The 22,284-nt window shown below is 73.5% G+C and carries 17 protein-coding genes and 2 pseudogenes; 17 read left to right on the top strand and 2 right to left on the bottom strand.

The window, feature by feature from the left end; translation table 11 throughout:
- From A3IG_RS33015 to A3IG_RS0123315, 13 genes and pseudogenes are all read left to right on the top strand, one after another.
- Window positions 1-290, top strand: a pseudogene (locus tag A3IG_RS33015) (dihydroorotase); the annotation flags it as partial.
- The gene (locus A3IG_RS0123370) at window positions 287-940 is read left to right on the top strand and encodes a PH-like domain-containing protein (RefSeq protein ID WP_018386023.1); all 654 of its coding nucleotides are present in this window, start codon (window positions 287-289) and stop codon (window positions 938-940) included. The pseudogene A3IG_RS33015 and the gene A3IG_RS0123370, both read left to right, overlap by 4 nt.
- Window positions 937-2,103 (top strand): glutamine-hydrolyzing carbamoyl-phosphate synthase small subunit, encoded by a 1,167-nt coding sequence (gene carA / locus A3IG_RS0123365; protein WP_018386022.1) that lies wholly within the window; start codon window positions 937-939, stop codon window positions 2,101-2,103. The genes A3IG_RS0123370 and carA overlap by 4 nt, the downstream gene beginning before the upstream one ends.
- Window positions 2,096-5,434 (top strand): carbamoyl-phosphate synthase large subunit, encoded by a 3,339-nt coding sequence (gene carB / locus A3IG_RS0123360; protein ID WP_018386021.1) that lies wholly within the window; start codon window positions 2,096-2,098, stop codon window positions 5,432-5,434. Before carA ends, carB begins: the two co-directional genes overlap by 8 nt.
- A gap of 17 nt (window positions 5,435-5,451) precedes the next feature.
- Window positions 5,452-6,714, top strand: a complete 1,263-nt coding sequence (locus A3IG_RS0123355; protein WP_018386020.1) for a quinone-dependent dihydroorotate dehydrogenase — start codon at window positions 5,452-5,454, stop codon at window positions 6,712-6,714.
- The gene (pyrF, locus tag A3IG_RS0123350) at window positions 6,711-7,583 is read left to right on the top strand and encodes an orotidine-5'-phosphate decarboxylase (protein WP_018386019.1); all 873 of its coding nucleotides are present in this window, start codon (window positions 6,711-6,713) and stop codon (window positions 7,581-7,583) included. The genes A3IG_RS0123355 and pyrF overlap by 4 nt, the downstream gene beginning before the upstream one ends.
- Before the next feature lie 327 nt (window positions 7,584-7,910).
- Entirely contained in the window at window positions 7,911-8,234 is a 324-nt protein-coding gene (locus A3IG_RS0123345; protein ID WP_018386018.1) for an integration host factor, read from the top strand.
- 142 nt (window positions 8,235-8,376) lie between these two features.
- Window positions 8,377-8,964: a guanylate kinase gene (gmk, locus tag A3IG_RS0123340; RefSeq protein ID WP_040912169.1), complete on the top strand. Its 588-nt coding sequence runs from the start codon at window positions 8,377-8,379 to the stop codon at window positions 8,962-8,964.
- A gap of 268 nt (window positions 8,965-9,232) precedes the next feature.
- Entirely contained in the window at window positions 9,233-9,502 is a 270-nt protein-coding gene (gene rpoZ, locus A3IG_RS0123335; RefSeq protein WP_018386016.1) for a DNA-directed RNA polymerase subunit omega, read from the top strand.
- 133 nt (window positions 9,503-9,635) lie between these two features.
- Complete coding sequence (coaBC, locus tag A3IG_RS0123330) at window positions 9,636-10,856, top strand: bifunctional phosphopantothenoylcysteine decarboxylase/phosphopantothenate--cysteine ligase CoaBC (RefSeq protein WP_018386015.1); 1,221 nt, start codon at window positions 9,636-9,638, stop codon at window positions 10,854-10,856.
- Window positions 10,857-11,038: 182 nt separating this feature from the next.
- Window positions 11,039-12,247 (top strand): methionine adenosyltransferase, encoded by a 1,209-nt coding sequence (gene metK / locus A3IG_RS0123325; protein ID WP_026220586.1) that lies wholly within the window; start codon window positions 11,039-11,041, stop codon window positions 12,245-12,247.
- A 213-nt stretch (window positions 12,248-12,460) separates the two neighbouring features.
- The gene (locus tag A3IG_RS0123320) at window positions 12,461-13,330 is read left to right on the top strand and encodes an alpha/beta hydrolase family protein (RefSeq protein WP_236719066.1); all 870 of its coding nucleotides are present in this window, start codon (window positions 12,461-12,463) and stop codon (window positions 13,328-13,330) included.
- Window positions 13,331-13,488: 158 nt separating this feature from the next.
- Window positions 13,489-15,591, top strand: a complete 2,103-nt coding sequence (locus A3IG_RS0123315) for a primosomal protein N' (RefSeq protein WP_018386012.1) — start codon at window positions 13,489-13,491, stop codon at window positions 15,589-15,591.
- Window positions 15,592-15,664: 73 nt separating this feature from the next.
- On the opposite strand, the gene A3IG_RS0123310 is transcribed toward A3IG_RS0123315, so the two are convergent.
- On the bottom strand, window positions 15,665-16,144 hold the full coding sequence (locus A3IG_RS0123310) for a hypothetical protein (protein ID WP_018386011.1): 480 nt from the start codon (window positions 16,142-16,144) through the stop codon (window positions 15,665-15,667).
- Between the two features lie 268 nt (window positions 16,145-16,412).
- Here A3IG_RS0123310 and fmt point away from each other — a divergent pair, with 268 nt between their 5' ends.
- The gene (fmt, locus tag A3IG_RS0123305; protein WP_018386010.1) at window positions 16,413-17,345 is read left to right on the top strand and encodes a methionyl-tRNA formyltransferase; all 933 of its coding nucleotides are present in this window, start codon (window positions 16,413-16,415) and stop codon (window positions 17,343-17,345) included.
- Window positions 17,342-18,784 (top strand): RsmB/NOP family class I SAM-dependent RNA methyltransferase, encoded by a 1,443-nt coding sequence (locus A3IG_RS0123300; RefSeq protein WP_018386009.1) that lies wholly within the window; start codon window positions 17,342-17,344, stop codon window positions 18,782-18,784. Before fmt ends, A3IG_RS0123300 begins: the two co-directional genes overlap by 4 nt.
- A gap of 6 nt (window positions 18,785-18,790) precedes the next feature.
- On the opposite strand, the gene A3IG_RS0123295 is transcribed toward A3IG_RS0123300, so the two are convergent.
- Window positions 18,791-21,034, bottom strand: a complete 2,244-nt coding sequence (locus tag A3IG_RS0123295; RefSeq protein WP_018386008.1) for a SpoIIE family protein phosphatase — start codon at window positions 21,032-21,034, stop codon at window positions 18,791-18,793.
- Window positions 21,035-21,231: 197 nt separating this feature from the next.
- Between A3IG_RS0123295 and rpe the strand changes: the two genes are divergently transcribed.
- Window positions 21,232-21,900, top strand: a complete 669-nt coding sequence (gene rpe, locus A3IG_RS0123290) for a ribulose-phosphate 3-epimerase (RefSeq protein WP_018386007.1) — start codon at window positions 21,232-21,234, stop codon at window positions 21,898-21,900.
- A 168-nt stretch (window positions 21,901-22,068) separates the two neighbouring features.
- Window positions 22,069-22,284 (top strand): annotated as a pseudogene (locus A3IG_RS0123285) (YciI family protein); the annotation flags it as partial.

Here is a 22,284-nt window from a genome sequence, read left to right as displayed (position 1 = left end):
TGCAGCGGGTGATGGTGGATTCGGGGTTGTTGGATTGGGCGCAGGTGGCGGATCGGATGTCGGTGCGTCCGGCGCGGATTGGTGGTCTTGGGGGGCATGGTCGGCCGGTGGCGGTGGGTGAGCCGGCGAATCTGACGTTGGTGGATCCGGCTTACCGTGGGGTGGTGGATCCTGCGGGGTTGGTCTCGCGTAGTCGGAACACCCCGTTCGCGGGGATGGAGCTTCCCGGCCGGGTCGTGGCGACCTTCCTGCGGGGCACACCCACAGTCCTCGACGGGAAGCTGGTATGACCTCCATCACGCACACGCCGCTCACCCACGTCGCCGCGCTCGCCACGGGTGAGCGCTCCGCGGAGACCACCGACCTCGGTGAGCGCCTGCTCTGGGTGATCGGCCTCGCCCTGTTGGTGGCGCTCGCCTACGCGCTGATGTGGCGGGCCTGGCGGCGCCGCGGCTCCCGCCAGCGCGACCTGCCGGAGCTGCCCGGGGTGCCCGCCCCGTGCGGCGGCCCGCTCGCCGAACTGACCGGCCGCTACCACGGCACCACCACCGCCGGTGACTGGCTGGACCGCATCGTGGCGCACGGCCTGGGCACCCGCAGCCTCGCCGAGGTGACACTGGACCGGGACGGCGTCACCGTCCGGCGTCCCGGCGCCACGGACTTCCACATCCCCGCCGCCGCCCTGCGCGGAGCCCGCCTCGACAAGGGCATCGCCGGCAAGGTGCTCACCGAGGGCGGCCTGCTGGTGATCACCTGGGAGCACGGCGGTCGGCTCCTGGACTCCGGCTTCCGGGCTGACCACCCGGCCGAGCACGCCGCGTGGGTGCGGGCCGTCACGGGACTCAGCGACGGCGCCGTCCCGGCCGCCGCCACCCCCGTCAGCGGGGAGCGGCCGGCACACTCCCCGCCGTCCCCGCACGACCAGAAAGGCGCACCATGACCACCCCACCCTCCCTTGCCGCCGGGCCGGCCCTGCTCGTCCTGGAGGACGGGCGGACCTTCCGCGGCCGGGCCTACGGCGCCGAGGGCGAGACCTTCGGCGAGGCGGTGTTCGCCACCGGCATGACCGGTTACCAGGAGACGCTCACCGACCCGTCGTACCACCGGCAGGTCGTGGTGATGACCGCCCCGCACGTGGGGAACACCGGCGTCAACGACGAGGACGGCGAGTCCCGGAGGATCTGGGTCAGCGGCTACGTGGTCCGTGAGCCCGCCAGGATCCCGTCCAACTGGCGCTCCCGCCGCCCCCTGGAACACGACCTCGCCGACCAGGGTGTGGTCGGCATCAGCGGCATCGACACCCGGGCCCTCACCCGCCACCTGAGGGAGCGCGGCGCCATGCGCGTCGGCGTGTTCTCCGGGGCGGCGCTCGCCGACGAGGCCGAACTGCTGGCCAGGGTCACCGCCTCCCCCCAGATGGCCGGTGCCGACCTGGCGGACGAGGTCTCCACCCCCGAGCCCTACGTCGTCCCCGCCCAGGGACGCAAACTGGCCACGGTGGCCGCGATCGACTGCGGAATCAAGTCGATGACCCCGCGCCGCATGGCGGAACGGGGCCTGGAGGTGCACGTCCTGCCCGCCTCGGCGACGCTGGAGCAGGTGGACGCGGTGAACCCGGACGGGGTGTTCTTCTCCAACGGCCCGGGTGACCCGGCTGCCACCCACGGCCCGGTGGAGCTGATGCGCGAGCTGCTGGGGCGGCGCACCCCGGTCTTCGGGATCTGCTTCGGCAACCAGATCCTCGGTCGGGCGCTGGGCTTCGGCACCTACAAGCTCAAGTACGGCCACCGGGGGATCAACCAACCGGTGCAGGACCGCTCCACCGGAAAGGTGGAGATCACCTCCCACAACCACGGCTTCGCGGTGGACGCCCCGGTGGACCGGGTCAGCGACACCCCGTTCGGCAGGGTCCGGGTCTCCCACGTGTGCCTCAACGACGGCGTGGTGGAGGGGCTCGAACTGCTGGACGGCCCCGCGTTCAGCGTCCAGTACCACCCGGAGGCCGCGGCCGGGCCGCACGACGCGGCATATCTGTTCGACCGGTTCGTCGCGCTGATGTGCGGCGACAGCACGCCCAGCCCCATGGAGAACCAGCGTGCCTAAGCGCACCGACATCAAGTCCGTCCTGGTCATCGGCTCAGGCCCGATCGTCATCGGCCAGGCCGCCGAGTTCGACTACTCCGGCACCCAGGCCTGCCGGGTCCTCAAGGCCGAGGGCCTGCGGGTGATCCTGGTCAACTCCAACCCGGCCACCATCATGACCGACCCGGAGATCGCCGACGCCACCTACGTGGAGCCGATCACCCCCGAGTTCGTCGAGAAGATCATCGCCAGGGAGCGCCCCGACGCGCTGCTGCCCACCCTGGGCGGCCAGACCGCCCTGAACACCGCGATCGCGCTGGCCACCTCGGGGGTCCTGGACCGCTACGGTGTGGAACTGATCGGTGCCAACGTCGAGGCCATCGAGAAGGGCGAGGACCGCGACCGTTTCAAGGCCGTGGTCGAGGCGGTCCGGGAGAAGATCGGCCACGGCGAGTCCGCCCGCTCGGTGATCTGCCACACCCTGGACGAGGCGGTCGCCGGCGTGGAGGCCCTCGGTGGCTACCCGGTCGTGGTCCGCCCCTCGTTCACCATGGGCGGCGCCGGCTCCGGCTTCGCCCACGACGAGGAGGAGCTGCGCCGCATCGCCGGGCAGGGCCTGGCCCTGTCCCCGACCACCGAGGTGCTCCTCGAGGAGTCCGTACTGGGGTGGAAGGAGTACGAGCTGGAGCTGATGCGCGACCGCAACGACAACGTGGTCGTCGTCTGCTCCATCGAGAACCTGGACCCGATGGGCGTGCACACCGGCGACTCCATCACCGTCGCGCCCGCGATGACCCTCACCGACCGCGAGTACCAGGTCCTGCGGGACATCGGCATCGCGGTGATCCGTGAGGTCGGGGTGGACACCGGTGGCTGCAACATCCAGTTCGCGGTGAACCCGGAGAACGGCCGGGTGATCGTCATCGAGATGAACCCGCGGGTGTCCCGGTCCTCCGCGCTGGCCTCCAAGGCCACCGGGTTCCCGATCGCCAAGATCGCCGCCCGGCTCGCCGTGGGCTACACCCTGGACGAGATCCCCAACGACATCACCGAGCAGACCCCCGCGTCCTTCGAGCCCACCCTCGACTACGTGGTGGTGAAGGTGCCGCGGTTCGCGTTCGAGAAGTTCCCGGCCGCGGACTCCACCCTCACCACGACGATGAAGTCGGTGGGGGAGGCCATGGCGATCGGCCGGAACTTCCCCGAGGCGCTCAACAAGGCCCTGCGCTCGATGGAACGCCGGGGCAGCCAGTTCTCGTTCACCGGCGACCCCGGGGACCTCGCCGAGCTGCTGGACCGGGCAGCCGTTCCCACCGAGGGGCGGCTGAACACCGTGATGGACGCCATCCGGGCCGGAGCCACCCCCGAGCAGCTCCACGAGGCCACCAGGATCGACCCGTGGTTCCTCGACCAGCTCTTCCTCATCCACGAGATCGCCGAGGAACTGGCCGCCGCCGACCAGCTCGGCGCCGAGGAGCTGCGCCTGGCCAAGCGGCACGGCTTCTCCGACGCGCAGATCGCGGCGGTGCGGGGCCTCGGCGAGAACGGAGAGGCCCTGGTCAGGGCCGCCAGGCACCGCCTGGGGGTGCGCCCGGTGTACAAGACGGTGGACACCTGCGCCGCCGAGTTCGCCGCAAGGACCCCGTACTTCTACTCGTCCTACGACGAGGAGACCGAGGTCGCGCCGCGCACCCGGCCAGCAGTGATCATCCTTGGCTCCGGCCCCAACCGGATCGGCCAGGGCATCGAGTTCGACTACTCCTGCGTCCACGCCTCGTTCGCGCTGCGCGAGGGACCGGCCAACGACGGCCTCGGCTACGAGACCGTGATGGTCAACTGCAACCCCGAGACGGTCTCCACCGACTACGACACCTCCGACCGGCTGTACTTCGAGCCGCTCACCCTGGAGGACACCCTGGAGATCGTGCACGCCGAGACCCAGGCCGGGCCGGTCGCCGGGGTGATCGTGCAGCTCGGCGGCCAGACCCCGCTGGGGCTGGCGCAGGCGCTGAAGGACAGCGGCGTGCCGGTGGTCGGCACCCCGCCGGAGGCCATCCACCTCGCCGAGGACCGCGGGGCCTTCGGACGGGTGCTGGCGCAGGCGGGCCTCCCGGCCCCCAGGCACGGCACCGCGACCTCGTTCCCCGAGGCCAAGGTCATCGCGGACGAGATCGGCTACCCCGTCCTCGTCCGGCCCTCCTACGTGCTGGGTGGACGAGGGATGGAGATCGTCTACGACGAGGCGCGCCTGGCCACGTACATCGCCGAGTCCACCGAGATCAGCCCCGACCGTCCGGTGCTGGTGGACCGCTTCCTCGACGACGCCATAGAGATCGACGTGGACGCCCTGTACGACGGTACCGAGCTGTACCTCGGCGGGGTCATGGAGCACATCGAGGAGGCCGGCATCCACTCCGGCGACTCGGCGTGCGCGCTGCCCCCGATCACCCTGGGCGGGTACGACATCAAGCGGCTGCGGGCCTCCACCGAGGCCATCGCCCGGGGCGTCGGGGTGATCGGGCTGATCAACATCCAGTTCGCGCTGGCCGGGGACGTCCTGTACGTGCTGGAGGCCAACCCCCGTGCCTCCCGCACCGTCCCGTTCACGTCCAAGGCCACCGCCGTGCCGCTGGCCAAGGCAGCCGCCCGGATCAGCCTCGGCGCCACCATCGCCGAGTTGCGGGCCGAGGGCCTGCTGCCGGCCACGGGCGACGGCGGCACCCTGCCGCCCGACGCCCCGATCTCGGTCAAGGAGGCGGTGCTGCCCTGGAGCCGGTTCCGGGACGTGCACGGCCGGGGCGTGGACACCGTGCTCGGCCCGGAGATGCGCTCCACCGGCGAGGTCATGGGCATCGACTCGGTGTTCGGCACCGCCTACGCCAAGTCGCAGGCCGCGGCGTACGGGCCGCTGCCCACCAAGGGCCGTGCCTTCGTCTCGGTGGCCAACCGCGACAAGCGCTCCCTGGCGCTCCCGGCCCGGGCCCTGGCCGACCTGGGGTTCGAGCTGCTGGCCACCTCCGGCACCGCCGACGTCCTGCGGCGGCACGGCATCGAGGCGACCGTGGTGCGCAAGAAGAGCGAGGGCCCGGGGCCCCACGGGGAGCCGACAGTGGTCGAGCTGATCCACAACGGCGAGATCAACCTCATCGTCAACACCCCGTACGGCACCGGGGGCCGGCTGGACGGGTATGACATCCGCACCGCGGCGGTCGCCCGTGGCATCCCCTGCCTGACCACCGTCCAGGCACTGGTCGCGGCGGTCCAGGGCGTGGACGCGGTCACCCGGGGCGAGGTCAGCGTCCGTTCGCTCCAGGAGCACGCGGACCATCTCGTCGCCGCCCGCCAGGGCTGAAGGAGGAACCACCGCCGATGTACGCCCTGCTGTTCAGGCTGGTGTTCCGCCGGATGGACCCGGAGCAGGCCCACCACCGGGCCTTCACCGCCATCCGGATCGCCGCCGCCCTGCCGGGGGTGCGCAGCCTGCTGGCCCGGTTGCTCGCCCGACCCCGGCCCACGCTGGCGGTGCACGCCCTCGGTCGGGACATGCCCGGCCCGTTCGGCCTCGCGGCCGGGTTCGACAAGGACGCGGTCGGCGTGGACGGGCTGTCCATGCTCGGTTTCGACCACGTCGAGATCGGCACCGTCACCGCGGAACCGCAGCCCGGCAACCCCAGGCCGCGCCTGTTCCGGCTGCCGCGTGACCGGGCGCTGGTCAACCGGATGGGCTTCAACAACGAGGGCTCCGCGGCGGTGGCGGCCCGCCTCGCCGCCAGGGCCGGCCAGCCCTGGCGGCGCAGGGTGGTCATCGGGGTGAACATCGGCAAGACCAAGGCGGTCGCCGAGGCCGACGCGGTCCAGGACTACGTCACCAGCGCCGAGCGGCTGGCCCCGTACGCCGCCTACCTGGTGGTCAACGTCAGCTCTCCCAACACCCCGGGGCTTCGCGACCTCCAGGCGGTGGACCGGCTCGAGCCGCTGCTCACCGCGGTCCGCGAGGCTGCCGACTCCGCGGCGGGCCGCCGGGTCCCGCTGCTGGTCAAGATCGCCCCGGACCTCGCCGACGAGGACGTGGACGCCGTCGCCGACCTCGCCCTGCGGCTGGACCTCGACGGCATCGTCGCCACCAACACCACCGTCGGCCGTGCCGGTCTGGCCACCGACGCCACCACCGTGGCCGGGCTGGGACCGGGGGGCCTGTCCGGTCCGCCGCTGAAGGACCGCTCCCTGGCGGTGCTGCGCAGGCTGCGGGCCCGCACCGGTGACCGGCTCACCCTGGTCGGCGTCGGGGGCGTGGAGACCGCCGAGGACGTCTGGGAGCGGATTCTCGCCGGTGCCACGCTGGTCCAGGGGTACAGCGGGTTCATCTACCACGGGCCCTTGTGGAACCGGCGGCTGCACCGCGGGCTCGCCGCGTTGCTCGAGGCCAGCCCCCACCGCACCCTGGCGGAGGCGGTGGGCGCGGCGGTGGACCCGCCCCCGTCCCCCACCGAGCCGGCCCAGGAGGACCGGGCGGGCACCGAGCCCGTCCCGACGGACCCTGCCGGGACGGACCCCGCCCAGGCCGTCACCGACCCCGACCACCAGCCCGCCGTCGCCGCCCGACGCGCGCACCGCCAGGAGCGTTCCGGATGACCAGCACCACCCCCGCCGCCATCCAGCCGTTCGGCGCCCGGTTGACCGCCGCCCTCCGCGCCCGGGGCCCGCTGTGCGTGGGAGTCGACCCGCACCCGTCGCTGCTCACCGCCTGGGGTCTGGGTGACGACGTGGCGGGTCTGGAACGGTTCACCCGGACCACGGTGGAGGCGCTGGCCGACCGGGTCGCCGTGGTCAAGCCCCAGTCGGCGTTCTTCGAACGCTTCGGCTCGCGCGGCATCGCGGTGCTGGAGCGGGCGGTGGCGGACGCCAGGGCGGCCGGCGCGCTGGTGCTGATGGACGCCAAGCGCGGGGACATCGGCTCCACCATGGCCGCCTACGCCGCCGCCTACCTGGACCCGTCGGGCCCGCTGTGCTCCGACGCGCTGACCGTCAGCCCCTACCTGGGCTTCGGCTCCCTGCGTCCGGCGCTGGACACCGCGCGGGCCCACGGCGCCGGGGTCTTCGTGCTCGCCCTGACCTCCAACCCGGAGGGCGCCGAGGTGCAGCGGGCGGTCGGGTCGGACGGCGTTTCGGTGGCGCAGGCGGTCCTGGACCGGATCGCCGCCGAGAACGCGGCCGACGCGGCGGCGCAGACGGCGCCGCTGGGCGCGGTCGGCGCGGTCCTCGGTGCCACCCTCGCCCGCGCCGGGGTGGAGGTGCCCGCCGGTGTGCCGCTGCTCGCCCCAGGTATCGGGGCCCAGGGGGCGACGGCGGCGGATCTGCCGGCGCTGTTCGGGAGCGCCGCCGGCCAGGTGGTTCCCAGCGTCAGCCGCGGGGTGCTGCGGCACGGCCCCTCGGTCCCGGCCCTGCGTTCCGCGGCGGCCCGGTTCTGCGACGAGGCACGGTCCGCCCTGGGGACCGTCTGATGCGGAGCGCCGTCCGCCGGTGCCCCGAACAGGATTTATCAGACAGGCCCGGGGTGAGTGAGCAGTCGTCCGGGGCGAGCGACCCCACAGTGGCTGAGCAGGGAATTTCATCAAGGAAAATAGTCCGTTTCGCACCCAAAAGCGCAAGTCGCAGGCGGCTGATCTGGACTTTTCGGTTTCTTTTCCTGACGGGACTGTTCAAGCGGGCTACGCTCCGGCGGTAGGTTCCACCAGCAGGGCGTTTCTCGTTGCTCGGCTTCCGTCCGAGCCACTAGGTTCCTCTGCGACTCAATCCAGATATTCGAACTCCCACTGAGGTGACTAGGCGTGGCACTTCCGCCCCTGACCCCTGAACAGCGCGCAGCCGCGCTCGCGAAGGCCGCTGAGGCTCGCCGGGAGCGCGCCGAGGTCAAGAACCGGCTCAAGCACAGCGGTGCGTCCCTGCACGAGGTCATCAAGGCCGGCCAGGAGAACGACGTGATCGGCAAGATGAAGGTCTCGGCACTGCTGGAGTCCCTCCCCGGTGTGGGGAAGGTCCGGGCCAAGCAGATCATGGAGCGGCTCGGCATCTCCGAGAGCCGTCGGGTGCGTGGCCTCGGCTCCAACCAGATCGCGTCCCTGGAGCGTGAGTTCGGCGGCGGCACGGCCTGACGTGCCCGGATGACGCCGGAGCCGGTGGCTCCGGCGTGCCGCGGGGTCCTGCCCCGCGGGAGGGACGGTTCCCCGGGAGTCCGCCACCGGGCAGCGGCACTTCCGTGCACGCGCGGGGGTGGCCCTCGGGGATAATCGGTCCATGACCCATCGTCCGCGGTTGACCGTGCTCTCCGGCCCTTCCGGGGTCGGCAAGAGCACGGTCGTCGCCCATATGCGCAAGGAGCACCCCGAGGCCTGGCTCTCGGTGTCGGCGACGACCCGCAAGCCGAGGCCCGGCGAGCAACACGGGGTGCACTACTACTTCGTCGAGCACGACGAGTTCGACAAGCTCATCGCCAACGGCGAACTGCTCGAGTGGGCGGAGTTCGCCGGCAACCGTTACGGCACGCCGCGCGCAGCCGTGATGGAGCGGCTCGAACGGGGCGAGCCGGTGCTGCTGGAGATCGACCTCCAGGGGGCGAGGCTGGTGCGCCAGTCGATGCCCGACGCCCGGCTCGTCTTCCTCGCTCCCCCCTCCTGGGAAGAACTGGTGCGACGCCTGACCGGGCGCGGAACCGAACCCCCCGAGGTGATCGAGCGCCGGCTCGAGGCCGCGAAAGTGGAGCTCGCCGCGGAGCCGGAGTTCGACGTCACCCTGGTCAACACCTCCGTCCAGAAGGTGGCGCACGAACTGCTAGCCTTGATGCTCGACTGCTCTGGGGAGGATTCCCCGAGCTCAGGGGACTGACCCGGGTCCCGGACCCGGGCCAGCGACACGAGACCAGCGACACACGAGGCCGGCGACACACGAGGCCAGCAGCACACGGGACCTGCGCCACACGGGACCGGCGCCACGCAGGACCAGCGGCGCCTGGCCCACCCGGTACAGGGGCCCGGCGTGACCGCGGCAGGCCGAGTGTCCACCGGTCCCGAAACCCGACCGCGCCCGCTGCGGTCATCCGCCGAGCGGAACCCCGCTCACCGGCGGGCCTGACGTCCGACAAAGAAGGTAGAGCGTGTCCTCTTCTCTCACCGCGCCCGAGGGCATCATCAACCCGCCGATCGATGAGCTGCTCGAGGCGACGGACTCCAAGTACAGCCTCGTCATCTACGCGGCCAAGCGCGCGCGGCAGATCAACGCCTACTACTCCCAGCTCGGCGAGGGCCTGCTGGAGTACGTGGGGCCGCTGGTGGACACCCACGTCCACGAGAAGCCGCTGTCCATCGCGCTGCGCGAGATCAACGCCGGGATGCTGACCTCCGAGTCCCTCGAACAGGGCCAGTAACCCCACACGGCCCGGTCGGCACCCAGGCGGTGCCGACCGGACCGACCGACATGGGCCCGGTGGTGCCGTTGCGGCCACCGGGCCCGAGGTGCGGCACCGGTCCTGACCTCGGCCGAAGGAGTGAGACACGGGCATGGGCAAGCCCAGCGTGGTCCTGGGAGTCAGCGGTGGCATCGCCGCCTACAAGGCGTGCGAGCTGCTGCGCCGCCTCACCGAGTCGGGGCACGACGTCCGGGTGGTGCCGACCGCCTCCGCGTTGCGCTTCGTCGGCGAGGCGACCTGGGCGGCGCTGTCCGGGCACCCTGCCGCCGTCGAGGTGTGGGACGACGTCCACCAGGTGCCGCACGTGCGCATCGGGCAGCACGCCGACCTGGTCGTCGTGGCCCCGGCAACCGCGGACACGCTGGCCAGGGCGGCCCACGGCCTGGCCGACGACCTGCTGACCAACACCCTGCTCACCGCCCGCTGCCCGGTGGTGTTCGCCCCCGCGATGCACACCGAGATGTGGGAGCACCCGGCCACCAGGGAGAACGTCGCCACCCTGCGGCGTCGCGGGGCGATCGTGATCGAGCCCGCCGTCGGCCGGCTGACCGGGGTGGACACGGGCAAGGGGCGGCTGCCCGAGCCCGCCGAGATCTTCGAGGTCTGCCGCCGGGTGCTGGCCCGTGCCGCGGCCCCCACCGCCGAGGGGTGGACGGCCGACCTCGCCGGCCGTCACGTGGTGGTCAGCGCCGGGGGCACCCGGGAGCCGCTCGACCCGGTGCGCTTCCTCGGCAACCGCTCCTCGGGCCGGCAGGGCTACGCCCTGGCCCGCACCGCGGCGGCCCGCGGGGCGAGGGTGACCCTGCTCTCCGCCAACGCCGAGCTTCCCGACCCGGCCGGGGTGGACGTGGTGCGGGTGGAGAGCGCCGCGGAGCTGCACCGGGCGGCCCGCGCGGCGGCCGAGGACGCCCACGCCGTGGTCATGGCCGCCGCGGTCGCCGACTTCAGGCCCGCGACCTACGCCTCCGGGAAGATCAAGAAGGTGGCGGGGCAGGAGCCCGCCCCGATCGCGCTGGTTCGGAATCCGGACATCCTCGCCGATCTCGCCGCCCACCGGGCGCGGGCCGACCAGGTGGTCGTCGGTTTCGCCGCGGAGACCGACGACGTGCTGGCGAACGGCCGCGCCAAGCTGGCCAGCAAGGGCTGTGACCTGCTGGTCGTCAACGAGGTCGGCAACGGCAAGGCCTTCGGCACGGGGGAGAACGAGGCCGTGGTCCTCGGCGCCGACGGCAGCGAGACCCCGGTGCCGTTCGGACCCAAGGAGGCCCTCGCGGACATCGTCTGGGACCTGGTCCGGGCGCGTCTGCGTTGAGGAGAATTCAGCCCCGGTTCGATCCAGGCTTCGAGACGGTGCAGCCGCAGAATCTGGGTTGGCGATAAACTGGCGGCGGAATCGCCCCAGGCGCAGCTCCTGAGCGGTTCCGGAACCACCTCCTCGGCCGCCGTGCGGACGGGGAGGGCCAGCCAGCAGCCGCTGCAACCCCAGGGAGCGATGTGTCTCGCCGCCTGTTCACTTCGGAGTCCGTGACCGAGGGTCACCCAGACAAGATCGCCGACCAGATCAGCGACACCATTCTCGACGCCCTCCTGAAGGAGGACCCGTCGTCACGGGTCGCTGTGGAGACATTGATCACCACCGGCCTCGTGCACGTCGCGGGTGAGGTGACCACCAAGGGGTACGCCGACATCCCGTCCCTGGTCCGCAACAAGATCCTCGAGATCGGCTACGACTCTTCCAAGAAGGGCTTCGACGGCGCCTCCTGCGGCGTGTCGGTGTCCATCGGGGCCCAGTCCCCGGACATCGCCCAGGGCGTGGACACCGCGTACGAGCAGCGGGTGGACGGGGACACCGACGAGCTCGACCGGCAGGGCGCAGGCGACCAGGGTCTGATGTTCGGCTACGCCTGCGACGAGACCCCCGAGCTGATGCCCCTGCCGATCACCCTGGCCCACCGGCTCTCCCAGCGGCTCTCGGCGGTCCGGAAGAACGGCGCCATCCCCTACCTCCGCCCGGACGGCAAGACCCAGGTCACCATCGAGTACCAGGGCGACAAGGCGGTCCGACTCGACACGGTCGTCGTCTCCTCCCAGCACGCCTCGGACATCGACCTGGAATCCCTGCTCGCCCCCGACATCCGCGAGTTCGTGGTGGAGCCCGAGCTCGCTGCGGTGCTCGAGGACGGGATCAAGCTGGAGACCGAGGGGTACCGGCTGCTGGTGAACCCCACCGGCCGGTTCGAGATCGGCGGCCCGATGGGTGACGCCGGGCTCACCGGGCGGAAGATCATCATCGACACCTACGGCGGGATGGCCCGGCACGGCGGCGGAGCCTTCTCCGGCAAGGACCCGTCCAAGGTGGACCGCTCCGCGGCGTACGCCATGCGCTGGGTCGCCAAGAACGTGGTCGCGGCCGGGCTCGCCACCCGTTGCGAGGTGCAGGTGGCCTACGCCATCGGCAAGGCCGAGCCGGTCGGTCTGTTCGTCGAGACCTTCGGCACGGCCACGGTGGACGTGGCGCGGATCGAGAAGGCCATCGGCGAGGTGTTCGACCTGCGGCCCGCAGCGATCATCAGGGACCTGCAGCTCCTGCGGCCCATCTACGCACAGACCGCGGCGTACGGCCACTTCGGCCGGCCGCTGGCCGACTTCACCTGGGAGCGCACCGACCGGGTGGAGCAGCTCCGCGCCGCCGCTGGGGCCTGAGCCCGATCCCGTACCGAACCCGGTCCCCGCGGCGCTGCCGCGGGGACCGGTCCGCTCCGCGGGTGCCCCCCGCTCGTCGCTCCGGCCACGCCCAGCGCGTGGCGGCGAGGGATCGACGAGACCAGGAACCACCTCGGTGAAGGGGCAGAGGGGCACCCGTCGGGCCGGCCGGGAGGCCGGCACTCGGGGCGCGAGCCTCCCTACGATGTCGCCATGACGACCTCTGGGCAGGGACAGCCGCTGATACGTGTCCTGCACGACGAGTCCCGAAGTGACCTGCGGGATCCGGCTCGCCCGCGTCCTGTCCGTCTCTACCTGTGGGAGCCGAGCCGCCCACGGGCCACACCCGCTCCCCTGGTTGTCGTCTCGCACGGCACGGGAGGTTCGGGCAGCACCATGGAGTGGCTGGTACGTCCGCTGCACGAGGCGGGTTTCCGGGTCGTGGCCCTCGACCACCACGGCAACAACCACGTCGACGGCTACGAGCCGGAGGGCTTCCTCCACGTGTGGGACCGGCCCCGGGACGTCACCCTCGCCCTCGACGCGCTTGCCCGGGAAGAGCTCCTCGGCCCGGTCGGTGTGGCGGGTTTCTCCCTCGGCGGCTACACGGCGGCGGCCCTCGCAGGGGCCCGTGTCGATCCGCAGATCGTGTGGGCGGTGCTCACGGGGGCGGTCCGCCTCCCGGAGATCCCCGAGTTCCCCGGCGCCCTGGAGGCGCTGCGGAGGAAGCACCCACTGGACGAGTCGTCGCGACGTGCTCTGGATGCCGCCGCAGCGGACCTCTCGGATTCCCGAGTGCGGGCGGTCTTCCAGGTGGCTCCCGGGGCCGGTGGTCTCGTGACCCCGGAGAGCCTGGCAGCCGTGAAGGTGCCAGTCGGCATCCGCTGGGGTGGAGCCGACACCGTCAACCCGTACGAAGTCGACACCAGGCCCTACCTGGAGCACGTCCCCACGGCGAGTGGCCGTTCGGCTGGCCCCGATGTCCGCCACGACGACTTCTTCGCCCCGGAACCCGCCGACCCGGCTGTCCGCGTGCGAGTCGGCGGGGAGGCAGCCGCCTTCTTCCAGCAGCACCTCGGCTGACTCCCCGGCGGAAACGGCGTCGGCGTGGAGCACGCGCGACCAGGGTGGAGCAACGGACACGGCGCTGGGCGACCGCCCGGCCCGAACCGGCTCCCGTCTCCCCGCCGGGCCCCCGGCCGTCGCACCGGGCTGTCCTCGCCGTCTGGTAGGACAGGGGAGTGGACAGCGACAAGGCCCCGGACGAGCGAGGCCCCGAGCAGTTGGCGCTGATCCGGGCGGCCGTCCGCAGGTCCAGGCCCCGGGCGCGCACCGCGGCCGCGATCAGCGACCACCTGCCGGTCGCCCGGGTCGCCGTGGACAAGGCGCTGTCCCACCTCGACCGGTTCTACGACTACGCGGTCCCCGCCGCCATGGACGCCGACGCGGTGCCGGGCGCCCGGGTGCGGGTGCGGTTCGGTGGCCATGTCGCACGCGGCCAGGCCGGCCGGCGCGCCGGGGGGCAGCTCGTGGACGGGTTCATCGTCGAACGCCTCGAGTCCAGCGACTACCAGGGCCCCCTGGCCCCGCTCTCCTCGGTGCTCTCCCCCGAGCCGGTGCTCTCTCCCGAGCTGCTCCGTCTCGCCAGGGCGGTCGCCGACCGCTACGCCGGCACCCTGGCCGACGTCCTCCAGCTCGCCGTCCCACCGCGTCACGGCCGGGCAGAGGCGGCCGACGCTCCCGAACCGCTGCCGCCCCCCACCGCCCCCGAGCCCGGCACGTGGTCCCGCTACCCCACCGGCCCGGCCTTCCTCCGCGCGCTCGAGGGCGGAGGCACCCCGCGGGCGGTGTGGACGGCGCTGCCCGGCCCGCACTGGCCCCGGGAGTTGGCCACCGCTGTCGTCGCGACCCTGGCGTCCGGCCGGGGGGCCCTGGTGGTGGTCCCGGACGGGCGGGCGGCCGGACGGGTGGACTCCGCGCTCACCGGGCTCCTCGGCGCGGGGCGGCACGTGGTGCTGACCGCTGACTCCGGCCCCCAGGAGCGGTACCGACGGTGGCTGGCGGTGAGCCGGGGCGCGGTCCGGGCCGTAGTCGGCACCCGCTCGGCGATGTTCGCCCCGGTGCGCGACCTGGGCCTGGTGGCGATCTGGGACGACGGCGACTCCAGCCACAGCGAGCCGCACGCGCCGCAGCCGCACGTCCGCGAGGTCCTGGTGCTGCGGGCGACCACCGAGGGCGCCGGCTTCCTTGTCGGCGGCCTGGGCTGCACCGCGGAGGCCGCCCAACTGGTCGCCGGGCGGTGGGCGCTGCCGCTGACCGCCCCCCGTCAGGTCGTGCGGGCCGCCGGCCCCCTGGTGCGCACCGTCGAGGAGGCCGACGCGGCCCGGGACGCCGCCGCGAGGACGGCCCGGCTGCCCTCGCTGGCCTGGCGGGTCACCAGGGACGGGCTGACCAGGGGGCCGGTGCTGGTCCAGGTGCCCCGCCGGGGATACGTCCCCCGGCTGTCCTGCCAGCGCTGCCGGACCGCGGCGCGCTGTGCCGTCTGCGCCGGCCCGCTGGAGCTGCGCGCCGACGACCGGGTCCTGCACTGCGGCTGGTGCGGCCGGCTGGAGGTGGCGTGGCACTGCCTCGCCTGCGGTGGCACCCGGCTGCGCGCCCAGGTGGTCGGCGCCCGGCGCACCGCGGACGAGCTCGGCCGGGCGTTCCCCGACGTGCCGGTGCGCACCTCGGGCCGGGCCGGCCCGGGCGGCGAGGGCGTGCTCGCCTCGGTGAGCGACGCCCCGGCGCTGGTGATCTCCACCCCCGGGGCGGAACCGGTGGCCGAGGGGGGCTATGCCGCGGCGCTGCTCCTGGACGGCTGGGTGCTGCTGAACCGTCCCGACCTGCGGGCGGGGGAGGAGGCGCTGCGACGGTGGCTGGCCGCCGCGGCGTTGGTCAGGCCCGCAGCGGACGGCGGCACCGTCGTGGTGGTCGCCGAGCCCTCGCTGCGGCCGGTGCAGGCCCTGGTGCGATGGGACCCGGTGGGGCACGCGGTGCGGGAGCTGTCCGAACGGGCCGAGCTCGGGCTGCCCCCGGTGTCCCGGATGGCGTCGGTCACCGGGACGGCCGCGGCGGTCGCGGACGTGGTCGCCACTGCCTCCCTGCCGCCGGAGACCAGCGTGCTCGGCCCGGTCCCGGCACCCGCGGCGGACCCGGCAGCCCCACCCCTGGACCGGGTGTTGCTGCGGGTGCCCCCGGGGAGTGGCGCCGCGCTGGCCACGGCGCTCAAGGCGGCCCAGGCCGTCCGGCTGGCCCGGGGGGCCGAGCCGGTGCGGGTGCGCATCGACCCACCGGACATCGGCTGACCGTGCTCGCCACCTCGGCGGCCGTGGTCCTGGGGCGCGGCGCCGGGGGAGCCGAAGGGCCGGGTGCGGGGCGTCAGCCGTTGCGCGGGGCCGGGAACGCGCCGGGGCGCTGGTCCAGCGGACGGGGCTGCGCCGCTCGGCTGACCGGCAGGCTCCGGTGCACCACCTGCTGTTCCGGGAGCTTGGCCTCGGTGTCCCGGGTGCCGGGCCGCCGGGCGCCGTAGCGCCGGTGCACCGCCTGCTTGGTGACACCGAGCGCCGAGCCCACCGCGTCCCAGGAGAACCCCAGGGAACGGTCGAAGTCCACCGCCGCGGTGACCAGCGTCTCCACGCTGTCCCGCAGCTCCTGGGCGAGCCGGACGGTCGGTGCCGGGGCGCGCCCGTACACCACGAAGCCCGCTGAGGGCCCGGTGCGGCGCGGCCGGTAGACGTTGCCCAGTTGCGCGGTGAGGGTGCGCAGGGCGTCCACCTGGCGGCGAACCCGCTCGATGTCCCGCACCAACAGGTGCAGACTGGCCCTGGCCTGGGCGTCGTGGGTGGCGTGGTCGGCCATGAGAATGCCTCTCGAACCGGCGGAGCTGGAAACGGGCCGCAGGAGCCGGCCCGTCGCGGTCAATCTCCTTTGACCAACGCGCCAGCCTCCTGTTGGGTCACGCAGAACCCCGGCGAACCCCGCTCCCGCCACACCGCACCCCCTCGGGACGGAGCACGGTACCGGCCCCGCGGGCGGCCCGGACCCGGGTCCCGGGCTGCCCGGCGCCCCGGTGCCGACACGCCCTAGACTTGGCCGCACCCGAGAAGTGAAGGACACCACACCCACGATGAGGCTCGTCTTCGCCGGTACCCCGGACGCCGCCGTACCCGCACTGGACGCCCTGCTGGCGTCCGACCGGCACGAGGTGGTGGCCGTGGTCACCCGGCCCGACGCCCCCTCCGGGCGCGGGCGCCGACAGACCGCGAGCCCCGTGGCGGTGCGGGCACAGGAGGCGGGGATCGAGGTGTTGCGCCCGTCGCGGCCCAGGGACCCGGAGTTCCTCGACCGGCTGCGGGAGTTGGCCCCGGACTGCTGCCCTGTGGTGGCCTACGGGGCGCTGCTGCCCAAGGTGGCCCTGGACATCCCCACCCGCGGCTGGGTGAACCTGCACTTCTCGCTGTTGCCCGCCTGGCGAGGCGCCGCGCCGGTGCAGCACGCGGTGATGGCCGGCGACGAGGTCACCGGCGCCACCACCTTCCTCATCGAGGAGGGGTTGGACTCCGGGCCGGTGTTCGGCGTGGTCACCGAGGAGATCAGGACCACCGACACCAGCGGTGACCTGCTCGACCGGCTGGCCCGCTCCGGCGCCCGGCTGCTGGTCGCCACCATGGACGGGATCGCTGACGGTTCGCTGCAGGCGGTGCCCCAGCCGGCCGACGGCGTCACCCTGGCACCCAAGATCACTGTCGGGGACGCCCGGGTGGACTGGGCCGCCCCGGCCCTGCGGGTGGGCCGGCTGGTCCGCGGCTGCACCCCCTCTCCCGGGGCCTGGACCACGTTCCGCGGGGAACGGCTCAAGCTGGCCCCCGTGCGGCTCGACCGCGAGCGGGGCGACCTGCTCCCCGGGGAGCTCGCGGTGGAGCGGAACGCCGTGCGGGTCGGCACCGGCAGCCACGCCGTGGAGCTCACCGAGGTCCAGCCGCAGGGCCGGAAGCGGATGCGGGCCGCGGACTGGGCCCGTGGGACGCGGCTGGAACCCGGCGAGCGGCTGGGCGGGTGACGCGCGTGCCACCGGCCGCCGACCGTGGCCGCCCGACCCGCCGGCCGTACCGCCGCCCCCGCCGGGACCCGGTGCGGTTGCTCGCCTTCGAGGTGCTGCGGGCCGTGGACGAACGGGACGCCTACGCCAACCTGGTGCTGCCCGCCCTGCTCGCCGAGGCCGAGGGCCGCGGGGAACTGGACCGGCGGGACTCCGCGTTCGCCACCGAACTGGTCTACGGGACGCTGCGCCGACAGGGCAGCTATGACGCGATCATCGCCGCCTGCGTGGACCGCCCGCTGCGCGAGGTGGACCCACCGGTGCTCGACGTGCTGGCGCTCGGCGCCCACCAACTGCTGAGCACCCGGGTACCGGCGCACGCCGCCGTCTCCGCCACCGTGGACCTCGCCCGGGTGGTGCTCGGCGACGGCCGGGCCAAGTTCGTCAACGCGGTGCTGCGCCGGATCACCGCGCATGACCTGCCGCGGTGGCTGGAGCTCGTCGCCCCGCCGTACGACGAGGACCCGGAGGACCACCTGTCGGTGGTGCACTCCCACCCCCGCTGGGTGGTCTCCGCGCTGTGGGACGCCCTCGGCGGGGACCGTTCCGAGATCGAGGCCCTGCTCGCCGCCGACAACGAGCGCCCCGAGGTGACCCTGGTGGCCCGTCGGACCGACCCCGGGGAACTGCTCGGGGAACTGCCGGAGGGAGGCGGGCAACCCGGCCGCTGGTCACCCCGCGCGGTGCGACTGGCCGCCGGCGGCGACCCCGCGGAGCTCCCCGCGGTCCGCGAGGGCCGGGCGGGCGTGCAGGACGAGGGCAGCCAACTGGTGGCGCTCGCCCTGGCCGCCGCCGAGGTGGACGGGGAGGACCGGCGGTGGCTCGACGCGTGCGCGGGGCCCGGCGGCAAGGCCGCGCTGCTGGCCGCGCTCGCGGCGGAACGCGGGGCCGCCCTGGTCGCCGCGGAGAAACAGCCGCACCGGGCCCGGCTGGTGGCCAGGGCCCTGGCCGGTCAGGGCGGTGCCCACCAGGTCGTCGTCGCGGACGGCACCGCGCCCGCGTGGCGCCCCCGCTCCTTCGACCGGGTCCTGGTGGACGTGCCCTGCACCGGGCTCGGGGCGCTGCGCCGCCGTCCCGAGGCGCGCTGGCGCCGCCGCCCCGAGGACGTGTCGGGTTTCGGGCCGGTGCAGCGGGGGCTGCTGCGTTCCGCGCTGGAAGCGGTGCGGGTGGGCGGCGTCGTCGGCTACGCCACCTGCTCGCCGCACCTGGCGGAGACCCGGGCGGTGGTGGACGACGTGCTGCGCGGCAGGGGCGGCCCCCCCGCCGCGGCCGAGTGGGTCGACGCCCGTCCGCTCCTGCCGGGCGTCCCCGACCTCGGGGAAGGCCCGGACATCCAGCTCTGGCCGCACCGGCACGGTACCGACGCGATGTACCTGGCCCTGCTGCGCCGCACCGGCTGACCGGCGTCACCACCCGCGCGGCTGGTCCTGCTCCTCGTCGAGGCCGAAGGCGTCCAACGGTTCCTTCTCCCCGGCGCCGCCACCGGGCTCCGGCCCGCCGTCCAGCCGGGCGTCGTCGAGTTCCTCCAGCGCCACGTCGGAGGTGCCGCGGTGCTCCGCGAGCTCGAACCACGTGATCTTGCCTTCACCGCGGGGTTCGACGCCCCAGGCGTCGGAGAGGGCGTCCAGCAGCACCAGGCCCCGACCGGAGGAGGCCAGTTCGCCGGGGCTGCGTCGCCGCGGCATCTCGTCGCTGCGGTCGGTGACCTCCACCCGAAGCCTGCGGTGCCCCCTGGTCCCGCTGAGCTCGGCGGAGAGCGCCGCGTCGGAGTCGGTGTGCACCAGGACGTTGGTGAGCATCTCGCAGGACAGCAGCACCGCGGTGTCCACCAGGTCGGGGACGGCCCAGTCGTAGAGGGTGGCCCGGATCTCGGCGCGGGCGTAGGCGATCCGGTTGGTCTCGGCCTGGGAGATGGTCATCGCGGTGCGGCGGGCCGGCGCGGGAGCCCGCCCGGTCTCGCGGTACAGCAGCACGAAGGCGATGTCGTCCTGGCGCTGGTCGCTGAACCGGCCCCGTTCCCGCCAGGCCCCCGGTCCGTGGACGGCGTTGATGAACCGGTCGGCCATGGCTTCCAGCGAGGGGCCGATCGGCTCGCTCATCACCCGGAGGATCCGCTGACCGCCCGTGACCAGGTCGTGGCCGCCGGCCTCCAGCAGCCCGTCGGTGAGGATCAGCATCACTTCGCCGGGCTCGAGGGCGAGGTGGCTCACCGGGTACTCGTCGTGGGGGTCGATGCCCAGGGGGAGCCCACCGGGCACCGGGCGGACCACGCTGGTGCCGTCGTGCAGGCGGAAGGCAGGGTGCAGGTGCCCGGCCCGGGCCAGGCTGAGCTCGCAGGACTCCGGGTTGACCTCGACGTACAGACAGGTGGCGAAGCGTTCGGTCTCCAGTCCCACCAGGAAGCGACCGGCCCGGGTGAGCACCGCGTCGGGCCGGTGCCCCTCCGCCGCGTAGGCGCGCAGCGCGATCCGGAGCTGCCCCATCACCGCTGCCGCGTGCGCGTCGTGGCCCTCCACGTCACCGATGACGATGGCGGTCCTGCCGTTGGGCAGGGGGATCACGTCGTACCAGTCGCCGCCCACCTGGAGGGTGCCGGTCGGCAGGTAGCGGCCCGTGACCGTCATCCCGGGCACCTGGGGGGCACGGACCGGGAGCATGGCACGCTGCAGCGCGTCGGCCATGGCCCGCTCCGACTCGTACAGCCTGGTCCGCTCCAGTGCGTGTCCGAGCATGCGGGCGATGGTGGTGAGGACCGCCCGGTCGTCGGGGGTGAACCGCGCCGGGGCCCGGAAGGCCGCCAGCCAGGCCCCGACGGTGCGGCCCTCGGCGATCAACGGCAGGATCGCCCAGGAGTGCCGGTCGTACTTCCGCACGAGGTTCCAGGCGTAGGGGAAGCGCTCCGCGTACTCCTCCTGGGTCATGACGTACACGGGCCGCCCGGTGCGCGTCACCTCCGTGGCGGGGTGGCCGGCGTCCAGCCGCATCGACTCGCGGGCCCACGAGTCCTCCGGGTCGTACCCGGAGGTGCCGATCACGCGGAGCACGTCCCCCTCCCGGACGTAGACGACGAGTCCGTCCGGGGTGAGGCCGGGCAGGGACAGGGCCTTGGTGACCCTGAGCACGTCGCCGGTGTCCTTGGCTTCGGCCAGGGCCCGGCCCGCGTCCAGCAGGAACGCCTCACGGGCCCGACGCCACTCCTCGGCGGGCGGGGGACGGGACTCTGCCCCGGCCGCCTCGAGACGGGTGGGCCGGTACTGCTCGTGGAGGGTGCCGACGAGTTCCTCGACCCGTCCCTCGCCGGTTGCGCGCATCCGGGTCTGGAGCACGTGCTCCACTCGTCCGTCCTCGGCGACCACCCGCAGCGTGACCTCCACGAGCGACCCCTCCTCGCGGGCCAGCTCGGCACGCTCCCACAGCTCCACCCAGTCCTCGGGGTGCAGGCGGGCCCGCAGCTGGCCGGTGCCGAGAACCGTGGGTTCCGCGGGCAGCCCGAGGAGCCTGGCGGCCTCCGGGTCCAGCTCGACCTGCCCGGTCCCGTGGCGCCAGTGGACCACCCCGGTGTCCACGGAGGCGAGCGCCTCGGCGCGGCCAGGCTCGGGCGGCCGGGGCCGTTCGGCCTCCGACGCGGCACGGTCCTGATCGCTGTGCATCCGGGCCCCTTCGGTCCCGTGGTTCCCCTGCCGGACGGCAGGCGAAGAGCAGGGGTGAACTGCTTCCCTCCGCTCGCGGGACAACTCGCCTCGCGAGCATCCTAAAATGATCAGATAGAACCGGCATTCCGGACTGGGCGCTCGGGTGGTCGGGGGTACCGTCCGCACCCCCGGAGCCACGCCGCGATACTGGCCCCATGGCCGTGCAGATCAACCCCAGCATCCTGTCCGCGGACTTCGCGCGCCTCGCCGACGAGGCCCGCGCGGTGTCCGGAGCCGACTGGCTCCACGTGGACGTCATGGACAACCACTTCGTTCCCAACCTCACCCTGGGCCCACCGGTGGTCGAGTCGCTGCGGCGGGCGACCGACACCCCGCTGGACTGCCACCTGATGATCGAGGATCCGGACCGGTGGGCCCCCGGGTACGTCGAGGCCGGTGCCGGGTCGGTGACCTTCCACGTCGAGGCGGCTGCCGCTCCTGTCCGGCTCGCCCGCGAGATCAGGGCGCTGGGTGCCCGGGCGGCCATGGCACTGAAGCCGGCCACGCCGATCGAGCCGTACGAGGACCTGCTGCCAGAACTGGACATGCTGCTGGTGATGACGGTGGAGCCGGGTTTCGGCGGCCAGCAGTTCCTGGACGTGACCCTGCCCAAGATCCGCAGGACCCGGCAGCTCATCGACAAGCACGGTCTCGAGCTGTGGCTCCAGGTGGACGGTGGGGTCTCCGCGAGCACCATCGAACGGTGCGCCGAAGCCGGTGCGGACGTGTTCGTGGCCGGGTCCGCCGTCTATGGTGCTGATGATCCCGCCGAGGCGGTCCGTCGGCTCCGCGCCCAGGCGCAGGCGGTCGCGGACGGCGGCTGACGTTCCGACGGGGACCCTCAGCGGCGTCTCCGCCCCTCTCCCAGGGCGCCTCCTGGCCGCGAGATTCCAAAAAAGTCGGACGGCGATGTCGAGAACCCGTGTCCTGCTCCGTCCTGGGGGTGAAGGCGGCATCCACCGGGGGTCGCACGAGTACCGAGGAGAACCACGATGGCGAAGTACCTGCTGTTGAAGCACTACCGGGGTGCCCCGGCNGCGGTCAACGACGTGCCGATGGACCGGTGGACGCCGGAGGAGATCTCGGCGCACGTGCAGTACATGAACGACTTCGCGGCGCGGCTGGAGGAGACGGGCGAGTTCGTGGACGGTCAGGCGTTGGCTCCGGAGGGGGCGTGGGTCCGGTATGACGGTGAGGGGCGCCCGCCG

This window comes from Wenjunlia vitaminophila DSM 41686, from assembly GCF_000380165.1.
Taxonomy (GTDB): domain Bacteria; phylum Actinomycetota; class Actinomycetes; order Streptomycetales; family Streptomycetaceae; genus Wenjunlia; species Wenjunlia vitaminophila.
The sequence above is the reverse complement of the archived record's forward strand: the minus strand, read 5'-3'. Positions and strand labels throughout refer to the sequence as shown.